General features: G+C 33.6%; 24 protein-coding genes, 1 tRNA gene and 1 other RNA gene. 22 read left to right on the top strand and 4 right to left on the bottom strand.

The features are described from left to right. Positions 1-13: 13 nt before the first annotated feature. On the bottom strand, positions 14-331 hold the full coding sequence (locus STK_RS11480; protein ID WP_010980148.1) for a hypothetical protein: 318 nt from the start codon (positions 329-331) through the stop codon (positions 14-16). Between the two features lie 42 nt (positions 332-373). Beyond that, a complete protein-coding gene (locus tag STK_RS11475; protein ID WP_010980147.1) occupies positions 374-778 on the bottom strand; it encodes a secondary thiamine-phosphate synthase enzyme YjbQ in 405 nt (134 codons plus the stop codon). A gap of 27 nt (positions 779-805) precedes the next feature. Between STK_RS11475 and STK_RS11470 the strand changes: the two genes are divergently transcribed. The 22 genes from STK_RS11470 (at position 806) to STK_RS11370 (ending at position 16,789) form a co-directional block, all read left to right on the top strand. Further along, a complete protein-coding gene (locus tag STK_RS11470; RefSeq protein ID WP_010980146.1) occupies positions 806-2,074 on the top strand; it encodes an AIR synthase-related protein in 1,269 nt (422 codons plus the stop codon). Between the two features lie 26 nt (positions 2,075-2,100). Continuing rightward, positions 2,101-2,619 carry a 30S ribosomal protein S13 gene (locus STK_RS11465; RefSeq protein ID WP_010980145.1) on the top strand — a complete coding sequence of 173 codons (519 nt, stop codon included), beginning with the start codon at positions 2,101-2,103 and terminating at the stop codon, positions 2,617-2,619. Positions 2,620-2,624: 5 nt separating this feature from the next. Further along, positions 2,625-3,158: a 30S ribosomal protein S4 gene (locus STK_RS11460; protein WP_010980144.1), complete on the top strand. Its 534-nt coding sequence runs from the start codon at positions 2,625-2,627 to the stop codon at positions 3,156-3,158. Further along, positions 3,142-3,540 (top strand): 30S ribosomal protein S11, encoded by a 399-nt coding sequence (locus STK_RS11455; protein WP_052846715.1) that lies wholly within the window; start codon positions 3,142-3,144, stop codon positions 3,538-3,540. Before STK_RS11460 ends, STK_RS11455 begins: the two co-directional genes overlap by 17 nt. 6 nt (positions 3,541-3,546) lie before the next feature. Then, complete coding sequence (locus STK_RS11450; RefSeq protein ID WP_010980142.1) at positions 3,547-4,341, top strand: DNA-directed RNA polymerase subunit D; 795 nt, start codon at positions 3,547-3,549, stop codon at positions 4,339-4,341. Position 4,342: 1 nt separating this feature from the next. Then, positions 4,343-4,699, top strand: a complete 357-nt coding sequence (locus STK_RS11445) for a 50S ribosomal protein L18e (protein ID WP_010980141.1) — start codon at positions 4,343-4,345, stop codon at positions 4,697-4,699. Further along, positions 4,696-5,136: a 50S ribosomal protein L13 gene (locus STK_RS11440; RefSeq protein WP_010980140.1), complete on the top strand. Its 441-nt coding sequence runs from the start codon at positions 4,696-4,698 to the stop codon at positions 5,134-5,136. Before STK_RS11445 ends, STK_RS11440 begins: the two co-directional genes overlap by 4 nt. Further along, positions 5,133-5,546 (top strand): 30S ribosomal protein S9, encoded by a 414-nt coding sequence (locus tag STK_RS11435; protein ID WP_010980139.1) that lies wholly within the window; start codon positions 5,133-5,135, stop codon positions 5,544-5,546. Before STK_RS11440 ends, STK_RS11435 begins: the two co-directional genes overlap by 4 nt. Positions 5,547-5,552: 6 nt before the next feature. Then, positions 5,553-5,753: a DNA-directed RNA polymerase subunit N gene (locus STK_RS11430; protein ID WP_010980138.1), complete on the top strand. Its 201-nt coding sequence runs from the start codon at positions 5,553-5,555 to the stop codon at positions 5,751-5,753. A gap of 10 nt (positions 5,754-5,763) precedes the next feature. Next, on the top strand, positions 5,764-6,441 hold the full coding sequence (rpsB, locus tag STK_RS11425; RefSeq protein ID WP_010980137.1) for a 30S ribosomal protein S2: 678 nt from the start codon (positions 5,764-5,766) through the stop codon (positions 6,439-6,441). Further along, positions 6,438-7,292 (top strand): AmmeMemoRadiSam system protein B, encoded by an 855-nt coding sequence (gene amrB, locus STK_RS11420; RefSeq protein WP_010980136.1) that lies wholly within the window; start codon positions 6,438-6,440, stop codon positions 7,290-7,292. The genes rpsB and amrB overlap by 4 nt, the downstream gene beginning before the upstream one ends. Next, positions 7,285-7,959 carry a hypothetical protein gene (locus STK_RS11415; RefSeq protein ID WP_010980135.1) on the top strand — a complete coding sequence of 225 codons (675 nt, stop codon included), beginning with the start codon at positions 7,285-7,287 and terminating at the stop codon, positions 7,957-7,959. The genes amrB and STK_RS11415 overlap by 8 nt, the downstream gene beginning before the upstream one ends. After that, a complete protein-coding gene (gene fni / locus STK_RS11410; RefSeq protein ID WP_010980133.1) occupies positions 7,937-9,046 on the top strand; it encodes a type 2 isopentenyl-diphosphate Delta-isomerase in 1,110 nt (369 codons plus the stop codon). Before STK_RS11415 ends, fni begins: the two co-directional genes overlap by 23 nt. Next, positions 9,043-10,032 (top strand): geranylgeranyl diphosphate synthase, encoded by a 990-nt coding sequence (gds, locus tag STK_RS11405; RefSeq protein WP_010980132.1) that lies wholly within the window; start codon positions 9,043-9,045, stop codon positions 10,030-10,032. The genes fni and gds overlap by 4 nt, the downstream gene beginning before the upstream one ends. Continuing rightward, entirely contained in the window at positions 10,029-11,015 is a 987-nt protein-coding gene (locus STK_RS11400) for an MraY family glycosyltransferase (protein WP_010980131.1), read from the top strand. Before gds ends, STK_RS11400 begins: the two co-directional genes overlap by 4 nt. Before the next feature lie 33 nt (positions 11,016-11,048). After that, complete coding sequence (locus tag STK_RS11395; protein WP_010980130.1) at positions 11,049-12,134, top strand: zinc-binding dehydrogenase; 1,086 nt, start codon at positions 11,049-11,051, stop codon at positions 12,132-12,134. Beyond that, a complete protein-coding gene (locus STK_RS11390; protein WP_010980129.1) occupies positions 12,131-12,757 on the top strand; it encodes an HAD family hydrolase in 627 nt (208 codons plus the stop codon). Before STK_RS11395 ends, STK_RS11390 begins: the two co-directional genes overlap by 4 nt. A 22-nt stretch (positions 12,758-12,779) precedes the next feature. After that, positions 12,780-13,085: signal recognition particle sRNA (ffs, locus tag STK_RS14625), an RNA gene on the top strand. Positions 13,086-13,160: 75 nt separating this feature from the next. Continuing rightward, positions 13,161-13,249 (top strand) — tRNA-Ser (locus STK_RS11385). Between the two features lie 400 nt (positions 13,250-13,649). After that, entirely contained in the window at positions 13,650-15,431 is a 1,782-nt protein-coding gene (locus STK_RS11380) for a cbb3-type cytochrome c oxidase subunit I (protein WP_010980127.1), read from the top strand. 62 nt (positions 15,432-15,493) lie between these two features. Further along, positions 15,494-16,582, top strand: a complete 1,089-nt coding sequence (locus tag STK_RS11375) for a hypothetical protein (protein WP_010980126.1) — start codon at positions 15,494-15,496, stop codon at positions 16,580-16,582. Between the two features lie 6 nt (positions 16,583-16,588). Next, positions 16,589-16,789 (top strand): hypothetical protein, encoded by a 201-nt coding sequence (locus STK_RS11370; protein WP_010980125.1) that lies wholly within the window; start codon positions 16,589-16,591, stop codon positions 16,787-16,789. On the opposite strand, the gene STK_RS11365 is transcribed toward STK_RS11370, so the two are convergent. Together STK_RS11365 and STK_RS11360 are read right to left on the bottom strand one after the other, a co-directional pair. After that, complete coding sequence (locus STK_RS11365; RefSeq protein ID WP_010980124.1) at positions 16,780-17,508, bottom strand: TatD family hydrolase; 729 nt, start codon at positions 17,506-17,508, stop codon at positions 16,780-16,782. The genes STK_RS11370 and STK_RS11365 overlap by 10 nt on opposite strands. A 33-nt stretch (positions 17,509-17,541) precedes the next feature. Further along, complete coding sequence (locus STK_RS11360; RefSeq protein WP_010980123.1) at positions 17,542-17,706, bottom strand: AbrB/MazE/SpoVT family DNA-binding domain-containing protein; 165 nt, start codon at positions 17,704-17,706, stop codon at positions 17,542-17,544. Positions 17,707-17,852 lie beyond the last annotated feature (146 nt).

The raw sequence follows: 17,852 nt of genomic DNA, 5'->3' as shown, positions 1-17,852 counted from the left end.
GCAATAAAAAATTCTATTCCTCAATTAGGAACTGTTTTAAAAGAACAACAATTGGATGAGTCTTACCAAGTTTTCCTTCAAGATCATTTATAATAATCGAGAGATCAATGTCATTTTCAATAGCTTTTTCTAGTAATGCTTCACTAAATTTATAATAATTAAAGAATTCATTTTCTGTTACGGAATCATCATCGTTGAATAGCTTTATATTATTACTACTACTACTTTCTTTTATTAGTGAAAAGAGGTATTCATTAACTATTTTTTCTATGCATTCAGAAGTATAACAATACTGAATCTTATCAAGTATAGAGAAAAACCCAGGTGGCATGGAATATCAGAGATAATTAATAAAAAAGTGGTAAAAAAGCTATTATTCTCCCATACTTTTCACTAATACTGTCCTAGTTCTAGGTCCATCAAATTCGAGTAAAATTATTCTTTGCCAAGTCCCTAGATCTAATTTTCCTTCTATAATAGGTACTACTCTAGAATTTCCAATTATTGCTGAAATTACATGAGCATGTCCATTATTATCTATAATATTATGTTCAAATTCACCATCTGGTGGAACTAATTTCTTAGCCCAGTTCAAGAAATCTTTCATTAACCCGCTTTCAGCTTCATTAATTATTATAGCACAAGTAGTATGTTTAACTATTACATGAGCAATCCCATTATTTATTCCCTTTATAGCTTCACTTACTTGCTCAGTTATGTCTATGCTATCAAATCTACTTCTCGTTTTTACAGTGAATTCTTTTGAAATTATCTTCATAAGCTAATATTTAACTAACTAGAATATATGGATTTAGAAGGAATAGCAAGAAAACTTTACCCAGATAAGGATGAAATTAGACGTAAACTCATAGAGGAAATAGAATTTTATAAAGGCAAAAATTATCCTTTGAAAGAAAAAATTGTTGAGGCTATAATTAAAGAAGTAGAAAAATCAATAAATATAAAGGGAGAATTTTTTGAATTTCCAAGAACAAATATTAAGGCTGGTGAAGCTGGATTAGGTTCCAGAGGAATAGGAGATCATATTATACACAATAAAATTTTAGAAATTGCAAATTTGGAAGGATATGAAGATGCTAGAATAAATAAGGGAATAATAGCATCAGTAGATGGTATTCACTCTAGGTTAGCTTATTTTCCATTCTTAGCTGCTTTTCATGCTACAAAAGCTGCATTAAGGGATATAATGGTAAAGGGCGCAGAACCAGCAGGAGTAATAGTAGATATTCATTTGTCAGATGATAGTGATGTAGGAATGTTATTAGATTTTGAGGCCGGTGTTGCTACAGTAACCGAAGCCTTAAACATACCAATTCTTTCTGGCAGTACTCTAAGGATTGGGGGAGATATGGTGATTGGGGAAAGAATAAGTGGAGGAGTTGGTGCAATAGGGATTGTGAAAAATAAATACTTTTCAAGAAAAAATATAGCAGAAGGACAATATATTATTATGACAGAGGGTAACGGTGGAGGTACAATAACGACTACTGCAATATATAATGGTTTTTATGATGTAATATATGAAACCCTAAATATAAAAGATCTAGTGAGTTGTAAAATCACTAGTAATGAATTATCTGAATTTATTCATTCTATGACGGATGTAACTAATGGAGGTATTAGAGCTTCAGCTTTAGAAATTTCAGAAAATAATGTGACATTAAGAATTGACAAAAATAAATTTTTATCACTTATTAATCAGAAAGTCTTATCTATGTTGCAGAATTTAAGAGTTGATCCCTTCGGTATATCTATAGATTCTATCTTGATATTTACTGATAATCCTGAATTGGTTAAGAATAAATTAAATTCTGCAGGAATAAGAGCTGAAATTATTGGGAAAGTGACAAAATATAAAGATTATCCAATAATTGATGAAACTGATTCCCCGTTAAAACCTATGTTTAGAGAATCTCCTTATACTCCAATAAAGCAAGTTATTGGTAACTACTCTCCTTATACTGAAGATTACATAGAGAAAAGCTTAGAATTAGCTACTCAGATTGCAAAAGCCAAAAAGGAAAAAGTGTTGAAAACTTTAAAAGGGAGTTAAATATTAGGTGTATCAGTTGATATTTAATGTCTCAGCAACAGCAGTTTAAATACATAGTCAGGCTTTTTGGTCAGGATGTAGACGGAACTATGAAAGTGCCTTATGCTTTAGCAATGGTTAAAGGCATAGGATATAATACAGCTAGGGCGATAGTTTTTAAACTTGGTTTAGATAAAGATAGAAGGTTAGGAGAACTAAGTGATGAGGATATAAAGAAAATTGAAAATTATCTAACAGATAAGAAAATACTTGAAGTGCCAAATTGGATGTATAATAGAAGAAAGGATTATGAGAGTGGTATTGACATGCATTTAGTAACTTCAGATCTTATATTTTACGTTAGGAATGATATAGAAAGAGAAAAGAAAATAAAGAGCTGGAGAGGTGTTAGACACTCGTTAGGGTTAAAGGTTAGAGGACAGAGGACAAGGACTACTGGAAGAACTGGAGTTACAGTAGGTGTGAGAAGATCTAAGGCTGCTCAAGCTGCTCAACAACAGCAAAAGGCTCAAGCTTCTTCTGGTGGTGAAAAGAAACAAGGGTGATTTAAATGGGTGATCCTAAGAAAAGCAGAAGAAAATGGGAAGGCCCAGGTCATCCTTGGATAAGAATTAACTTAGAAAAAGAGCAAGTTCTTATTGGTAAATACGGGCTAAGAAACAAAAGAGAATTATGGCTAGCCCAAACAATAATAAGAAAGTTTAGGCACCAAGCAAGGTCATTGTTAGCTTTACCCCCAGCAGAGAGATCTACAAGAGAAAAACAGTTAATTCAAAAATTATATAGAATGGGAATAATAGAGAAAGATAATGCTACCCTAGATGATATTCTCGGCTTAAATGAAGAAAATTATCTTGAAAGAAGACTACAAACAATAGTCTATAAGAAAGGTCTTGCCAGAACAATATACCAAGCTAGACAATTAATAGTTCATGGGCATATAGCAATAGGTGGTAGAAGAGTCACTTCTCCAGGTTATATTGTTATGAGAGGAGAGGAAGATTTAATAGACTTCTATCCAACTTCTCCATTCAAACAGCATCCTCCAACTCAACAAGGTGAAGAAAATGTCCAGCAGGCGTGAAATTAGGTGGGGTATAGCTAGAGTTTATGCATCTCAGAACAATACATTAATAACTATAACAGATATTACTGGTGCTGAGATAATCTCTAGAGCTTCTGGTGGTATGGTAGTTAAAGCGGACAGAGAAAAACCATCGCCTTACGCTGCTATGTTAGCTGCAAATAAAGCCGCTACGGAAGCATTTGATAAGGGAATATCTGCAATACATATAAAAGTTAGAGCACAAGGCGGTTACGGTTCTAAAACACCTGGTCCTGGTGCGCAACCAGCTATAAGAGCTTTAGCAAGAGCTGGTTTTATTATTGGTAGGATTGAAGATGTTACACCAATACCTCATGACAGTATTAGGAGGCCAGGAGGCAGAAGAGGAAGAAGAGTCTGACGTACTATGCCTATTTCTTTATTAAGTAAAGAAAATAATTCTCTTAAGCTTATCGTTGGGAATTATCCTTTAGAATTAGTTAATTCAATAAGAAGAGCCTCAATTTTGTATGTACCAGTAATGGCTGTAGATGAAGTATATTTTATAGAAAATAATAGTCCTCTTTATGATGAAATTCTGGCACATAGACTAGCAATGATACCGTTTTCCTCTGATGAGGCATTAGATCATTATAGACCACCAGAAGAATGTGCTGAATGTAAGGAAAATTGTGATGGTTGTTATGCTAGAGTATATTTAGATGTAGGAGCAAATGAAGGAGAGACAGTGATGGTTTATTCTAGAGATTTAAAGACTGATGATCCAGCTATAGTACCTATTTCTGGGAATATACCCATTGTTTTATTAGGTCCTAAGCAAAAAGTTACGTTAGAAGCAAGATTACGTCTTGGATATGGAAAGGAACATATAAAATTTAGTCCAGTAAGTATAGCTGTAGTAAGATACTACCCTCATGTAGAAGTTAAGGGAAATTGTGAAAAGGCTTTTGAAGTTTGCCCAGAAGGGGTTTTTGGAATGGAAAATGGAAAATTATTTGTAAAAAATGAAGTTGCTTGTACTCTTTGCGAGGAGTGTATAAAGTATTGTGAAAATAATATCTTTATCTCAGCGGTAGAGAATAAGTACATTTTAGAGATTGAATCTGTAGGAAGTTTAAAGCCAGAGAGAATTTTAATAGAGGCTGGGAAAAGTTTATTACGTAAACTCAATCAATTAAAAAAGCTGGTAGAGGGTCTATAAGATGGTCGCGAGGACTGGAAGTACAAACATAATGGTTAGAAAGCTCATTGATTTACTAAGCAAGCAGAAAAAGCCTTTATGGAAAAGAGTGGCAGAAGAATTACAAAAACCAAGTAGACAACGTCCTTATATTAACATTTATAAAATAAATAAGTATACTAAACCAAATGATGTAGTTGTTGTTCCAGGGAAAGTATTAGGGATTGGAAATTTAGATCATCCAGTTACAGTAGTAGCTTTATCTTTTTCTAAGTCTGCTAAAGAAAAAATAGAAAAAAGCGGAGGAAAAGTTATAAGTTTATACAAAGCACTTGAAGAGGTAAAAGATTTTAAGAATGTGAGGTTGATGAAAGGATGAGTGAACAATTAGTTGTTGTTAATGCTGAAAATCAAATATTAGGAAGAATGGCTACGCATATTGCAAAACTCTTAATTCAAGGAAAGAGGGTTGTTGTTGTTAATGCTGAAAAAGCCATAATTAGTGGGCCTAGGGCTAGAGTTGTAAGAGGCTATAGTTTAATATTCAGTGTAAGAAAATTCCAAAATCCAGAAAAAAATACAATTAAAAGACCAAGAACTCCCATAAATATAGTAAAAAGAACCGTAAGAGGTATGTTACCTAAGAACAAATCTGGAAAAATGATGTTTAAGAATTTAATAGTCTTTATAGGTATTCCAGCTGAATATAAGGATAAACAAATGATAAGATTTGAGGATGCTGATGTGAAAAGATTGAAAGGTAAATATATAACTGTTGGTGAATTATCGAAATTATTAGGAGGTTTTAGTCAATGAGTCAGCAGTCACAAGTTATAATTACTTATGCTAGAAGAAAAATGGCTAGAGCTAGATGTTATATTACTCCAGGCAAGGGAAGAGTATTTGTAAATGATATACCATTAGAAATAATTCCTATGGAAGTAGTAAGGATGAAAATTATGGAACCATTATTATTAGCTGGTGAGAAGATATCATCTTCTATAGATGCAAAAATTTATGTTGAAGGAGGAGGAGTGATGGGTCAAGCTGATGCTGCTAGAATGGCCTTAGCTAGAGCGCTAGTTAAATTCACTGGAAGTAAGGAATTAGAAGAGATCTACAAGGTATATGATAGGACAATGTTAGCTGGTGATCCAAGGCAAACAGAATCAGAAAAATGGATGAGATATAGTGCAAGAAGATGGAGACAGAAGGCATATAGGTGAATTTTTATGATTATTCCAATTAGATGTTTTACTTGTGGTTCCCTTATTGGTGACAAATGGGAACCATTCATAACTAGAGTTTCTAATGGAGAAGATCCTGGAAAAGTATTAGATGATTTAGGTGTTAAAAGGTATTGTTGCAGGAGAATGCTTTTATCTCACGTAGATATTATAAAGGAGGTAATTCATTACACTAGACCAATTTGAGGTGTAATTTATGAGTGAGAAAGAAAAAGAAGGTCAATTAAGTGAAGAAGAGAAGGCAGAACTTCAAAAGTCAGAAAAAGGAGCTGTAATAGAACTATTAGTACCATTGGACACATACTTATCTGCTGGAGTACATATAGGTACACATACATGCACTAAGTACATGGAGAAATTTGTTTACAGAGTTAGGCCAGAAGGTCTTTATGTTCTAGATGTAAGAAAAATTGACGAAAGATTAAGAATAGCAGCAAGGTTCTTATCTCGCTTTACTCCAGAAAATATTCTGGCAGTGACTTCAAGACCATATGCTTTTACTCCGGTAACTAAGTTTGCTGAAGTTATTAGAGGAAGGGCTATTGTAGGTAGATTTCCACCAGGAATACTTACAAATCCTCAATTACCTAATCATATAGAACCAGAAGTTATAGTAGCTACAGATCCTAGAACTGATTTACAAGCTATAAAAGAAGCATCAAAAGTTGGTATACCAGTAGTAGCTTTTGCAGATACTGATGCTAAGGTTGATTTTGTCGATTTCATAATACCAGCTAATAATAAAGGAAGAAAATCGCTTGCATTACTTTATTGGGTCTTAGCAAGACAGATTTTAAGAGAGAGAAGAGAAATACCACCAGAAGGAGAAATTCCTCAGAGAGTTGAAGACTTTGAGACGAGGCTAGTAGAATGATAAGATTACCAGCTGTTGCTGGTGCGTTTTATGAAGGAGAAGAAGATAAGTTAAAAAAACAAATAGAATGGAGTTTTTTACACCCTTTAGGACCTGGGAAAATCCCTCAAGTACCTCCTCAAAAAAGTAAAAGAAATAATCTTTTCTTTATAGTCCCTCATGCTGGTTATATGTATAGTGGTCCGGTTGCTGCTCATGCTTATTATTATTTAGCTTCTGAAGGCATACCAGACACTGTAATAATATTAGGTCCTAATCATACTGGTTTGGGTTCTTATGTTTCCTTGTGGCCTAAAGGAAAATGGAAAACACCTTTAGGAGAAATTGAGATTGATGAACAAATAGCTATGGATCTAGTTAGAGAATCTGAAGTAATAGATATAGATGAAAAAGCTCACCTTTATGAACATTCGATAGAAGTGCAAGTTCCTTTTTTGCAATATTTCTTTGATTCAAAAACAAAAATAGTACCAATAGTAATTATGATGCAAACACCGGAAATTTCTGAGTATTTAGCTGAGGGAATTTCTAAGATTATGCAGAAGTATAAAGATAAAGATATCGTAGTTATAGCAAGTAGTGATATGAATCATTATGAGCCTCATGAAAAGACGATAGAAAAAGATAATATGGCAATAGAAAAAATACTAAGCCTAGATTATAAGGGTTTATTTAATGTTGTTGAAGAAAAAGATGTAACGGCATGTGGTTTTGGTCCAATGATGACAGTATTAATGCTAGCTAAGAAATTCAATAAGAAGCCATATGTATTAAAGCATGCAACATCTGGAGATACTTCTGGAGATAAAAGTTCTGTGGTAGGATATCTTTCAGTGAGGTTCGGTGATTAGTTTACCAATAGCACTATTTGGAATACCACTTAAAGGTGTGAATAATCCAATTCTCGTAACATTTGCGAACACTAATGTAGAAATAATTACTGAGCCCTCTGAATTACCAGATCAATTTTTCACTTATTTTAAGGAAGCTACTGGTTTCGAATGTAAGGTTAATTTAAACCTAAGAGGGAAAATACCCTATGCTACTAAATATGTTTACTTGTCGCAGCTATATTTTCAAGAGGCAATAAAAAAATGCAGTCTTCCAATTTCCAATGAAGAAATGAACGATATACTTAGTATGATTGACGATGCAATTTATAATTCTGAATTAATAAGAGGATTAAGAAGAGCCTTGATATTAGGAAAAGACATCTTATATCGTGACGAAGAAGATCCCGTTCCTATAAACTTAAAGAAATTTAAAATTGAGTTACTTTATAGTTATCCTCTTCCTGATAACTATAACTATATTGATAATTCATTAATTCATTTACTAGGAATTTTACCGGTGGAATTTGCTGAAACACAAGATATAAATTTAATAAGAGTTGAAAACGGACTATGGTTTTCCTTATACTCTATCCCATCTCCCGTCAGATTAGATTGGAAAATAATTTGGGATTTAAATTATGCTAGTGTTATTGAATTAAGGGGTGAAGAACATTTCAATAACTAATCGTAAGATAGAACATGTAGAGATCTGTTTATATGAAAATGTAGAATTTGGAAGTACATTATTTGAGGATGTTACTCTTATTCATCAATCCTTGCCAGGTTTCTCATTAGCTGATGTTAGCACAACTACTAATTTCTTAGGTAAAAAGATGTCAGCCCCTATCATAATTACTGGAATGACGGGCGGTTTACCAGAACTAGGTAAAATAAATGAAACAATAGCCGAAGTAATAGAGGAATTAGGTTTAGGTATGGGGGTAGGAAGTCAGAGAATTGCTATAGAGAAAAAAGAAACAAAAGAAACTTTTTCCATAGTTAGGAAAAAAGCACCAAATTCTCCGATAATAGCAAATTTAGGTGCTCCTCAGTTTGTTAAAGGTTATAGTCTTGAACAAGTAGAAGAAGCTATTCAAATGATTGAAGCAGATGCAATAGCTATTCATTTTAACTCTGCTCAAGAAGTATTCCAACCAGAAGGAGAACCAAATTATTCTATTGAAATTCTCTATAAACTTATTGATATCTCAAAATCCCTTAAAGTTCCGATTATAATTAAGGAATCTGGATCTGGATTATCAATGGAAGTTACTAAAATGTTTTATGAGAATGGAATAAAATACTTTGATACTTCTGGAACAGGAGGAACAAGTTGGGTTTCAGTTGAAATGTATAGAGGGTTAAGGAGAAATAATTGGAAGGCTGAAAGTGCTAAATTATTTTTAGATTGGGGTATCCCAACTGCTGCCTCAATTGTAGAAGTAAGAAGCATTGCGCAAGACGGAACTATAATTGGTAGCGGTGGAGTAAGAAATGGATTAGAAGTGGCTAAAGCGATAGCATTAGGAGCAGATATTGGTGGATTTGCATTACCAGCATTAAAGGCTGCGGTTAAAGGAAAAGAATCCTTAATGAACTTTTTAAAGAAGGTTATATTCGAGCTAAAGGTTGCTATGTTCTTAAGTGGTAATAAAACCATAGGCGAACTTAAAAAAACGCCTATAGTTATTGGAAAAGAATTAAGAAACTGGCTTGATTCTAGAGGGATAAATTTATCTTATTATGATAGTGTTAGAAAGAGAAGAGTATGAGTTTTGAAGATTATTTTAATAGGATAGTCGAAAACGTTAACATAAATATAGAAAAATACTTAAAAGGAGATATACAAGAGTTATATGAAGCTTCTTTTTATTTATTTAAAGCTGGAGGTAAAAGATTAAGACCATTAATTCTAGTTTCATCAGCTGACCTTTTAGGAGGAGATTTAAATAGAGCTTACTTAGCTGGTGCATCTGTAGAAGTTCTTCATACTTTTACTTTGATTCATGATGATATAATGGATGAAGACACAACAAGAAGAGGAATGCCTACAGTTCATGTAAAATGGGGTATACCAATGGCAATTTTGGCTGGTGACTTATTACATGCCAAAGCTTTTGAAATTTTGAATGAGGCTTTTAGAGGTATGAGTAGTAACAAAATAACTAGAGCTTTCGAAATTTTTACGAAAGCAATAATAATTATTTCTGAAGGTCAAGCTTTAGATATGCAATTTGAAGATAAAGTTACGGTAAGTGAGGAAGAATATTTAGATATGATAAAAAGAAAAACAGCAATGTTATTTTCTTCATCTGCAGCTTTAGGTGGTTTAATAGCTACTGATAACGAAAAAGAAATTCAAGCATTAGCAGATTACGGCTTAAATTTAGGTATTTCATTTCAAATAGTTGACGATATTTTAGGCCTCATAGCAGACGAGAAAGAATTAGGAAAACCGGTTTATAGTGATATTAGGGAAGGCAAGAAAACACTACTAGTAATTAAGACTATGAAAGAAGCTACTGATGAGGAAAAGAAAATACTTCTAAAAGCATTAGGAAATAAAAACGCTAGCAAAGATGAGCTTATAACTGCAGCTGAAATTATAAGGAAATATTCTCTAGAATATGCCTATAATAAAGCTGAAGAATATGCGAGAAAAGCGATAGAAGCATTAGAGTCTATTGATTGGAAAAATGATGAGGCTGGAAAGGCTTTAAAATATTTAGCAGAGTTTACGGTAAAAAGGAGAAAATGAATCTGGCAACAATCATTATCTCAGCAATAATAGGGTATCTTGTTACTTATATATCAACTAAGTGGGTTATTAATATAGCAAAAAGTAGAGGGTTCGTAGGAAAAGATATAAACAAGCCAGATAAACCACAGATTCCAGTTTTAGGAGGAGTAAGTATAGTTGCTGGTTTTATTGCTGGAGCATTTACTTTTCTATTATTTTCTAATGATTCCCCAAGATCAGAAATAATAGAAAAAGTAATTGTTTCAGTCCTCTTATCTTCACTTTTAATAGGTTATTTAGGTATTCTAGATGATATATTTAACTTAAGGCAATCAATAAGAGCTTTTCTACCCATATTTGCTTCTGTTCCACTCATATTGTATAGTTCTGGGCATTCTATTATCTCTATACCATTCTTAGGGCAAGTAAACTTCGGAATATTTTTTTACATAATTATCTTACCTGCTGTATTAACGATAACAGCCAATGCATTTAACATGCTAGAGGGACTTAACGGTTTAGGTGCTGGTATGGGGTTAATTATGGCTTCGGCTTTAGCTTACATAGGGTTAAGATCAAACGGTCCTACATTTTATGCTGGTGTAATGGCTTTAATCTTAGCATTTGTTCTCTTTTCTTTCCTATTATTTAATAAGTACCCTGCAAAAATATTTCCGGGGAATATAGGAACCTATTTTATAGGCTCTGTTATAGGCTCGATTGGCATAGCTGGTTATATGTATACTGCATTATTCTTCCTTTATATTCCATATGCTATAGAATTCTTCTTAAAAGCTAGAACAAAATTTAAGGGAGTATCATTTGGTAAGATATCTCCCGATGGTTATCTTTATTGGGATGATAAACCTAACTCACTAACTCATGTAGTTATGAAACTAGGAAAATTCAAAGAATATCAAATAGTCGCAATATTATGGGGAATTGAATTAATATTTGCAATATTAGCAATAATCTTCCAAGAGATAGTCATAAAGATATAAATTTTTTATACTGTATAAATAAAAGGTATATGAATGAGAGCAGCAGTATTATTTAACTATAAGGAGCCATTAAAAATTGAGGAAGTAGAAATAGAAGATCCTAAAGAAAATGAGGTTATGGTACAAGTAGTTGCAACTGGATTGTGCCATTCAGATATTAATGTGTTTGTTGGAGCAACGCCTGTACCACCACCAGTAGTTGCTGGGCATGAAATAGCTGGGATTGTAAAGAAAGTAGGTCCTGGTGTAACTAGAGTAAAGCCTGGTGATAGAGTGATTTCAGCGTTTATTCATCCTTGTGGGAAATGTAAAAATTGCATATCTGGACATGAAAATCTTTGCGAAACATTTTCTTCTGTAAGATTAAAAGGTACAATGTTTGATGGTACTACCAGGTTAAGATTAAAAAATGGTACAATAGTTAGGACATTTCTTGGAGGAGGGTTTGCTGAATATGCGATAGTTCATGAAAACGCATTAACAGTTGTTCCTCAAGACATGGATTTACAAAAGGTTGCAGTATTAGGTTGTGCAGGAATTACCGGGTATGGTGCAGTAGACTCGGCTAAAATTGAACCAGGTGAAACAGTAGCAGTTATTGGAGTAGGTGGCGTTGGTCTTTCAATTATACAATTACTCAAAGCGAGCGGAGCTGGGAGGATAATTGCCTTAGGGACAAAGAAATGGAAACTTGAAAAAGCCATGGAGTTAGGTGCAACTGATGTTATAAATACAAAAGAAACAGACCCCATTAAAGCATTAAAGGAAGTAACTAACGGAGGGCCTGATGTAGTTATAGAGGCTGGTGGGACACAAGAAACAGTACAAATGGCAATAGAAAGCGTGAGAATTGGCGGAAGAGTTGTCTTAGTAGGACTACCACCAGTTTCAGCTCAAATTCCATTAAGAATAGCAATGATTGTAAGAAATGGAATAACTATACTTGGAAATTACGGGGGCAGACCTAGGATTGATATGCCTAGATTATTAGAGTTAGTAAGATCTGGAAAATATGATCCAGGTAAGTTAGTTACTGGTAAATATAGATTAGAGGAGGTAAATGAGGCAGTAAAATTATTAGAAGAAGGAGAAGCTATAAGAAGTTTGATAATTCCATGAATAAAGGTATAATTTTTGATCTAGATGGTACCCTAGCTAATACGGCTTTTATTCATAAAGAAGCTTGGGAAATAGCACTATCTAAACTCGGTATAAACACAGATATACAAATAGAGACTTTGTTGGGAAGAAAAACTGCAGATATAGCAAAAATTTTAGCCAAAGATAAATGGAAGGAGTTAATGAATATAAAAAACAATATATATCTAGATTTGGTTAAGAGAAAAGCTAAAGGAACAAGATGTTCAAAAGAAATAATAGAAAAAGCTAAAGAACTCGGATATAAGACTGCTATAGTTACGTCATCTAACACTATATCAGCAAGAGAGGTTTTAAACACTGTTGGAATTTCAGTAGATTTAATTATAACTTCTGATGATGTGACAAACGGCAAACCAGACCCTGAAGGGATATTATTGGCAATAAACAAATTGGATCTTAATCCAGAGCTATCAATAGGAATAGGAGATACTGAAGTTGATGCAATAGCCTTTAAAAAAGCAAAATTAGGCAAAATATATCTAGTAAGATCGGAAGTACCTATTGATGTTGAGAAGTTAATAAATCTAGGAATAAAAATAATGAACTCTTTATGCGAAATTATGAATGAGTTAAACTCTTAAAGAACTTTTATAATTTATATTTGGGTCGGGTAGGGTGGGGAGTCTCGCCAGCTCCTGTAACCCCGTGGCGTAATGGGGCACCAGTAACCCTTATGCCATGATACCTACCTCTCTAGATCCCAGCTGAACGATGAGCACCGCCCGGTGGGGCGAGACGGACGCGAATCTCCTCTCTGGAGGGAGAGGGGATATCGCGTCAACCGGAGGAATCGGCCAGGTCCGGAAGGGAGCAACCGTGTCCGGCCGTCCGCGTTCACCGGTCACCGGTGTGAGAAAGGCTGGGGGTAAATCTAGAGAGGAAAGGATCATGGCATAAGGGGGCCGACCCATCTTATGAATATAAATTAAGGCCCAAGACTTTTACTCGAAAAAATTTATATACTTGTTGTAATAATATTAGTATGCCGGGGTCGCCTAGCCCGGTTAGGGCGGCGGCCTGCTAAGCCGCTGGGGTCCGTCCCCGCGCGGGTTCAAATCCCGCCCCCGGCGCCATTACAATATATTTGAAATTTGAGGATGTACACTATTTATCAAAGTTTCTGATTAACAGCAATATGTTAGTATCTTTCTCTTTTTGTAACTATATATTATATAAATTATTAATAGTATAGATATTTTCATTTGTATTTTGCTATATCTATTTGTTAAAAAGTATATTAAAGTAGTTTAAACATCTAATTATAGGCACTTGTTAGAGAAAATGAACATCTCCGTTAATTAGTCTATCAACCAGGAAAGACTCTGCTAAAATGATAAAATATATTCAATAATTATGCATTTTAGTTTTTTTAAACCATTATATAACATTAAACTCAGTTAATCATAAAAAACGTAACTTTTATAAAAATAAGATTTAAAAAAGGGATAGCGAAATTAAAAATGGTGAATCATAGTGGGACTTAAGGATATTATAGTTGCATTATTCCAATTAGATAAAGATTGGACTACTAGAATTGTTATGGGAATGTTGGTATTAGGTGTTATATGGGGATTATTAGGTGTTATTGATTCATTAATGGTTAGAATACAAGAAACGATGTGGAGTACTTATGGTGTTTTACCATTTACACCACAAGAGTATTATGCAGGAATAACATTACATGCTGAAAGAGACCTATTTGGTTTTGCGCAGCAAGTAATTTATGCAATAATAATTTATTTTACTATAAAATTACTTAATCTTCAACCGAGAGCCAAGTGGTTATTAAATCTCGCTTTTGTGTTGTTAAATATTTCTATGATGTTCATGGAAGGACCAATATTAATTGTAACTGCTCAGGGTTTTGATAATTACTTCTCAGCAACTTCTTGGTATTATCTCTCACCAATTGGTATTCCAAACTATTCATTATACGTAGTTAGCCCCTTATTCTTCATAGGTTGGATATTGAACGATGCATTTGTCTATTTAGCAGGTATTTGGATAGTTTATCATTACTACTTAGCATCAAAACAAATTAAAGAAAAATTACCAGTACCATTAGTCTTCTTCTTAATGATTATCTTACTTTTCATGATTGGATATTCTGGTGTTACTGTTGCTGATGTTTGGGATATATTAGCTTTTGCCGGAATTGTTGGATTAAATGTAATTGCTAACCAGATTGCATTCTGGATATTTGGTCACGCAGTAGTTTATATGGCGTGGTTACCAGCTGTTGCTGCAATGTATTTATTAATTCCAACTTTAGCAAACAAACCACTTTATAGTGATAAAATGGGTAGAGTTGCGGCTGTACTTTACTTAATCTTCTCCAATAATATACCAATTCATCACTTATACATGGTTAACTTACCAGTTACTCTAAAGGTATTACAAGAGATCCTAACCTATGCTGTAACTGTACCAACATTTATGACATTCCTTAACTTATGGGCTACTGCTAAGGGAGCCAATGTTTCATGGAATGTTATTACAGCTTTTACTGCTACTGGGTTTGCCGGATCAATATTTGCTGGTGTTACTGGAATTTCCAATGCAACAATATCTGTTGACGCAATAGTTCATAATACTATGTGGGTAGTTGGGCACTTCCACGCTATGATCTTATTAGGTATTGTTCCAGAAGCTATGGCTGTATTATACTTCATGTTACCAATGATGACTGGTAGGAGCTGGTATTCGATAAGGGCTGCATGGGTTCACTTCTGGGGTTATTTGATAGGATCTATTCTATTAGATATAGGTTTTGAATTGCTAGGTCTAGATGGAATATTAAGAAGGGCTGAAATAGTTCCTAGAGTTCCATATATTATAGATGCTGAGAATTTGGCTACTGTTGGAGCAATTATTGCAGAATTAGCTACGTTAGTTTGGTTCTTAAACTTAGTAATGACACTAGTAAAAGGTAGAGTATTAAAGGCTGAAGGGTTATCATTAGGCCAATTAATTAATACTGTAGCAATGCAATTAGATTGGTCTAATGCTGGATTTAGCTTAAGAGGAATAGGAATAAAGTTAAACCATTCAAGGCTAAGTAAAAAGGCTATTGCTGGATGGTGGGGAATGGCAATATTTGGTGCTATCTTAATAATCATAAGTGCTATTCCACTAGTTCTAGTTGGTGATGCATCTAATCCAGCTGATCCCCTGGAATGGGCATGGATCTCTTTACTTACTTTAGGTATAATTCTATCTGCCATAGGTGCATTAAAAGGGGCTAAGACAGTTTAAAAATTAGTTAATTTTTTATTATATGAAGTTTATTTTAAAACTTGTAAATTTGGTGGTGAGATATGAAGAAAGAAACTTGGGAATGGATTTGGACTGGATTTGCAATTTTACTTTTAGCAATAGTTGTAATTACAACTTTACCTCAAGTATTTACTGTTGGAGGTACTTCTACTGTTTTTTCTGCTGATATTCCATCAAACACTCCTACTTCAATGGTGATACAAACTACTGTATATGCTGAACAATATGTTTTTATGGTTCAAGAACATGGAGGGGGAATAGATTCAGAACTAGTATTACCAAATGGTACAGTTTTGCCATACTACTATAATCTAATGGTAGTTCATCCTGGTCAGTATTTGAATATGACGATGTATGCTGTTATGGGTAAGACTGCAACTGAGAATATGTATATACCAGTGTATAATTCCAAATACGTTGTAGATACTCAAATTGTACCTGGACTAACTCAATATGCTGTATGGTATGCTGGTACTCCAAGTGGTTCACCAATTGCTGAAGGTGCATATGCATTCTTAGATGGTGAGTATAACGGTCCCTGGTTCTCTTATGATGTAGGTGAAATATTAGTTATTCCAGCAAGTGGTTATTTCTCACCTAGTGACATAAACAGTTATATTAGCTCTTCAAACGCCGCGCACTCTAGTGGCCTAGTCGGTGATCCTTATAATCCACCAATAATAGTAGTCTCAGGTTCCTCACCAGTGTTATATGCGGTCTCTGATAAATATGCTGCATTTAATGATTCAATACCTGGTCCCACATTTATAATAAATGCTAATTCAACTGCTACATTAAAACTATACATACCGACTCCAGATAATGATCATAATTGGTTATACAATTATACTGCCAGTGGAACTCCAGAACCAATGACTGGTCTGTATGTTGGTGTCTATGCAGTTTGGTGGAATGGTACAATAACTCCAGTAGCATACCAAATGCTTAATTCATCAACATATAATACTTATATGACATTCACATTTAAGGCAAATGCACCAGCATATGTTTATGGAATTATTTATCCGGCCTATTACGTATATAACTTAGACGGAATGTCTAATCCGCTAACTGGTGAGCAAGCAGGTTATTTAATGTCTCTATGGGGAACAATTTTGGTTGAAGGGTGATAAAAAATGGTTAGTTTCTTTAAACTATTGGGAATCGGATATGTTTTAGCAATAGCTGGGTTAGTTTGGGAAATCTCAGAAATAACACTTCATCAAGCTGCCGTACCTTATGTACTGCCATTTACTATTGCAGCATTTATCGGCTTTCTAGCGTACTTCCTATTCGTATATTTTGCACCAACAGAAGAGGAAGAAAGTCATAAATGAAGTAACTTTTTAAAGTTATTTTCTATTTTTTTCTCTACTTCTTGAATATCAATGTTTTTTAATTCTGCAATCTTCTCTATTGTTAATTGTACATTACATGGTTCGTTTCTAATCATCTTCTCATGAGCCATAAAAGGTGAATCAGTTTCAGTTAAAATATATTCTAAGTCCACATTTTTTATGATCTCTTGTCTTGTTTTATCTCTCAAAAGTATTGGAGGCATAGAGATTAATCCACCTAATTCAATAACTCTTTTTGCATTTTTTATACTTCCTTCAAATGCATGAATAACAAACTTAACCTTATATGATGATAAAATGGTAACAAGGTCATTAAATCCTCCTCTAACGTGTATAATTAATGGTTTTTGCTCTTTTTCACCTATCTCTAAAAACCTAGACAAGATCTCTATTTCTTTCTTTCTTAGTTCATCTTCTTTTATCCAAAAATAATCTAATCCAACTTCACTAATTATTCTTGCCTTTTCAACAAGTTCTAAACATTTATCTAATTCATTTATTTTGTTTTTAACAAATTCGGGGTGAAATCCTACTGCTGCGATAACATTACTGTACTTTTTTTCTAATTCGAGAGATTTTAAATTACTTTCTAAATCTACTCCGGCATTTACTACTATTATGTTACATTTTTTTAGTATTTGATCTCTATCTTTATCAAAATCCTTAATATCTATATGAGCGTGCGCATCTACTAGCATTTAATAAAAGAAGAGAAAAAAGAAAATTTATGTTTATTTCCATGGTTCTCTCAGTACTTGAATTTTAATTACGTTTTCGTTCTCATCGAAAACTACCTTTACAAGATCTCCTTCCTTTATTTGAAACTTTTGCCTAATTTTGGCTGGTATAGTAACTTGATAGTTTCTTGATACTTTAACTATTTCTTCGACAGCCATCTATCTCACAAGTTAATGTATATTGATACTTATATTTAAAACTTTACTATAGTAGGGAAAAGTCAGATTTAAATAGATAAAGCGAAAATAGTAGTAAATGTGATTATTCTTCATTTATACAAACTGGAAGTTTCAATTCCTTATGC

Origin of the sequence: Sulfurisphaera tokodaii str. 7 (genome assembly GCF_000011205.1) — an archaeon.
Lineage (GTDB): Archaea > Thermoproteota > Thermoprotei_A > Sulfolobales > Sulfolobaceae > Sulfurisphaera > Sulfurisphaera tokodaii.
The sequence above is the reverse complement of the archived record's forward strand: the minus strand, read 5'-3'. Positions and strand labels throughout refer to the sequence as shown.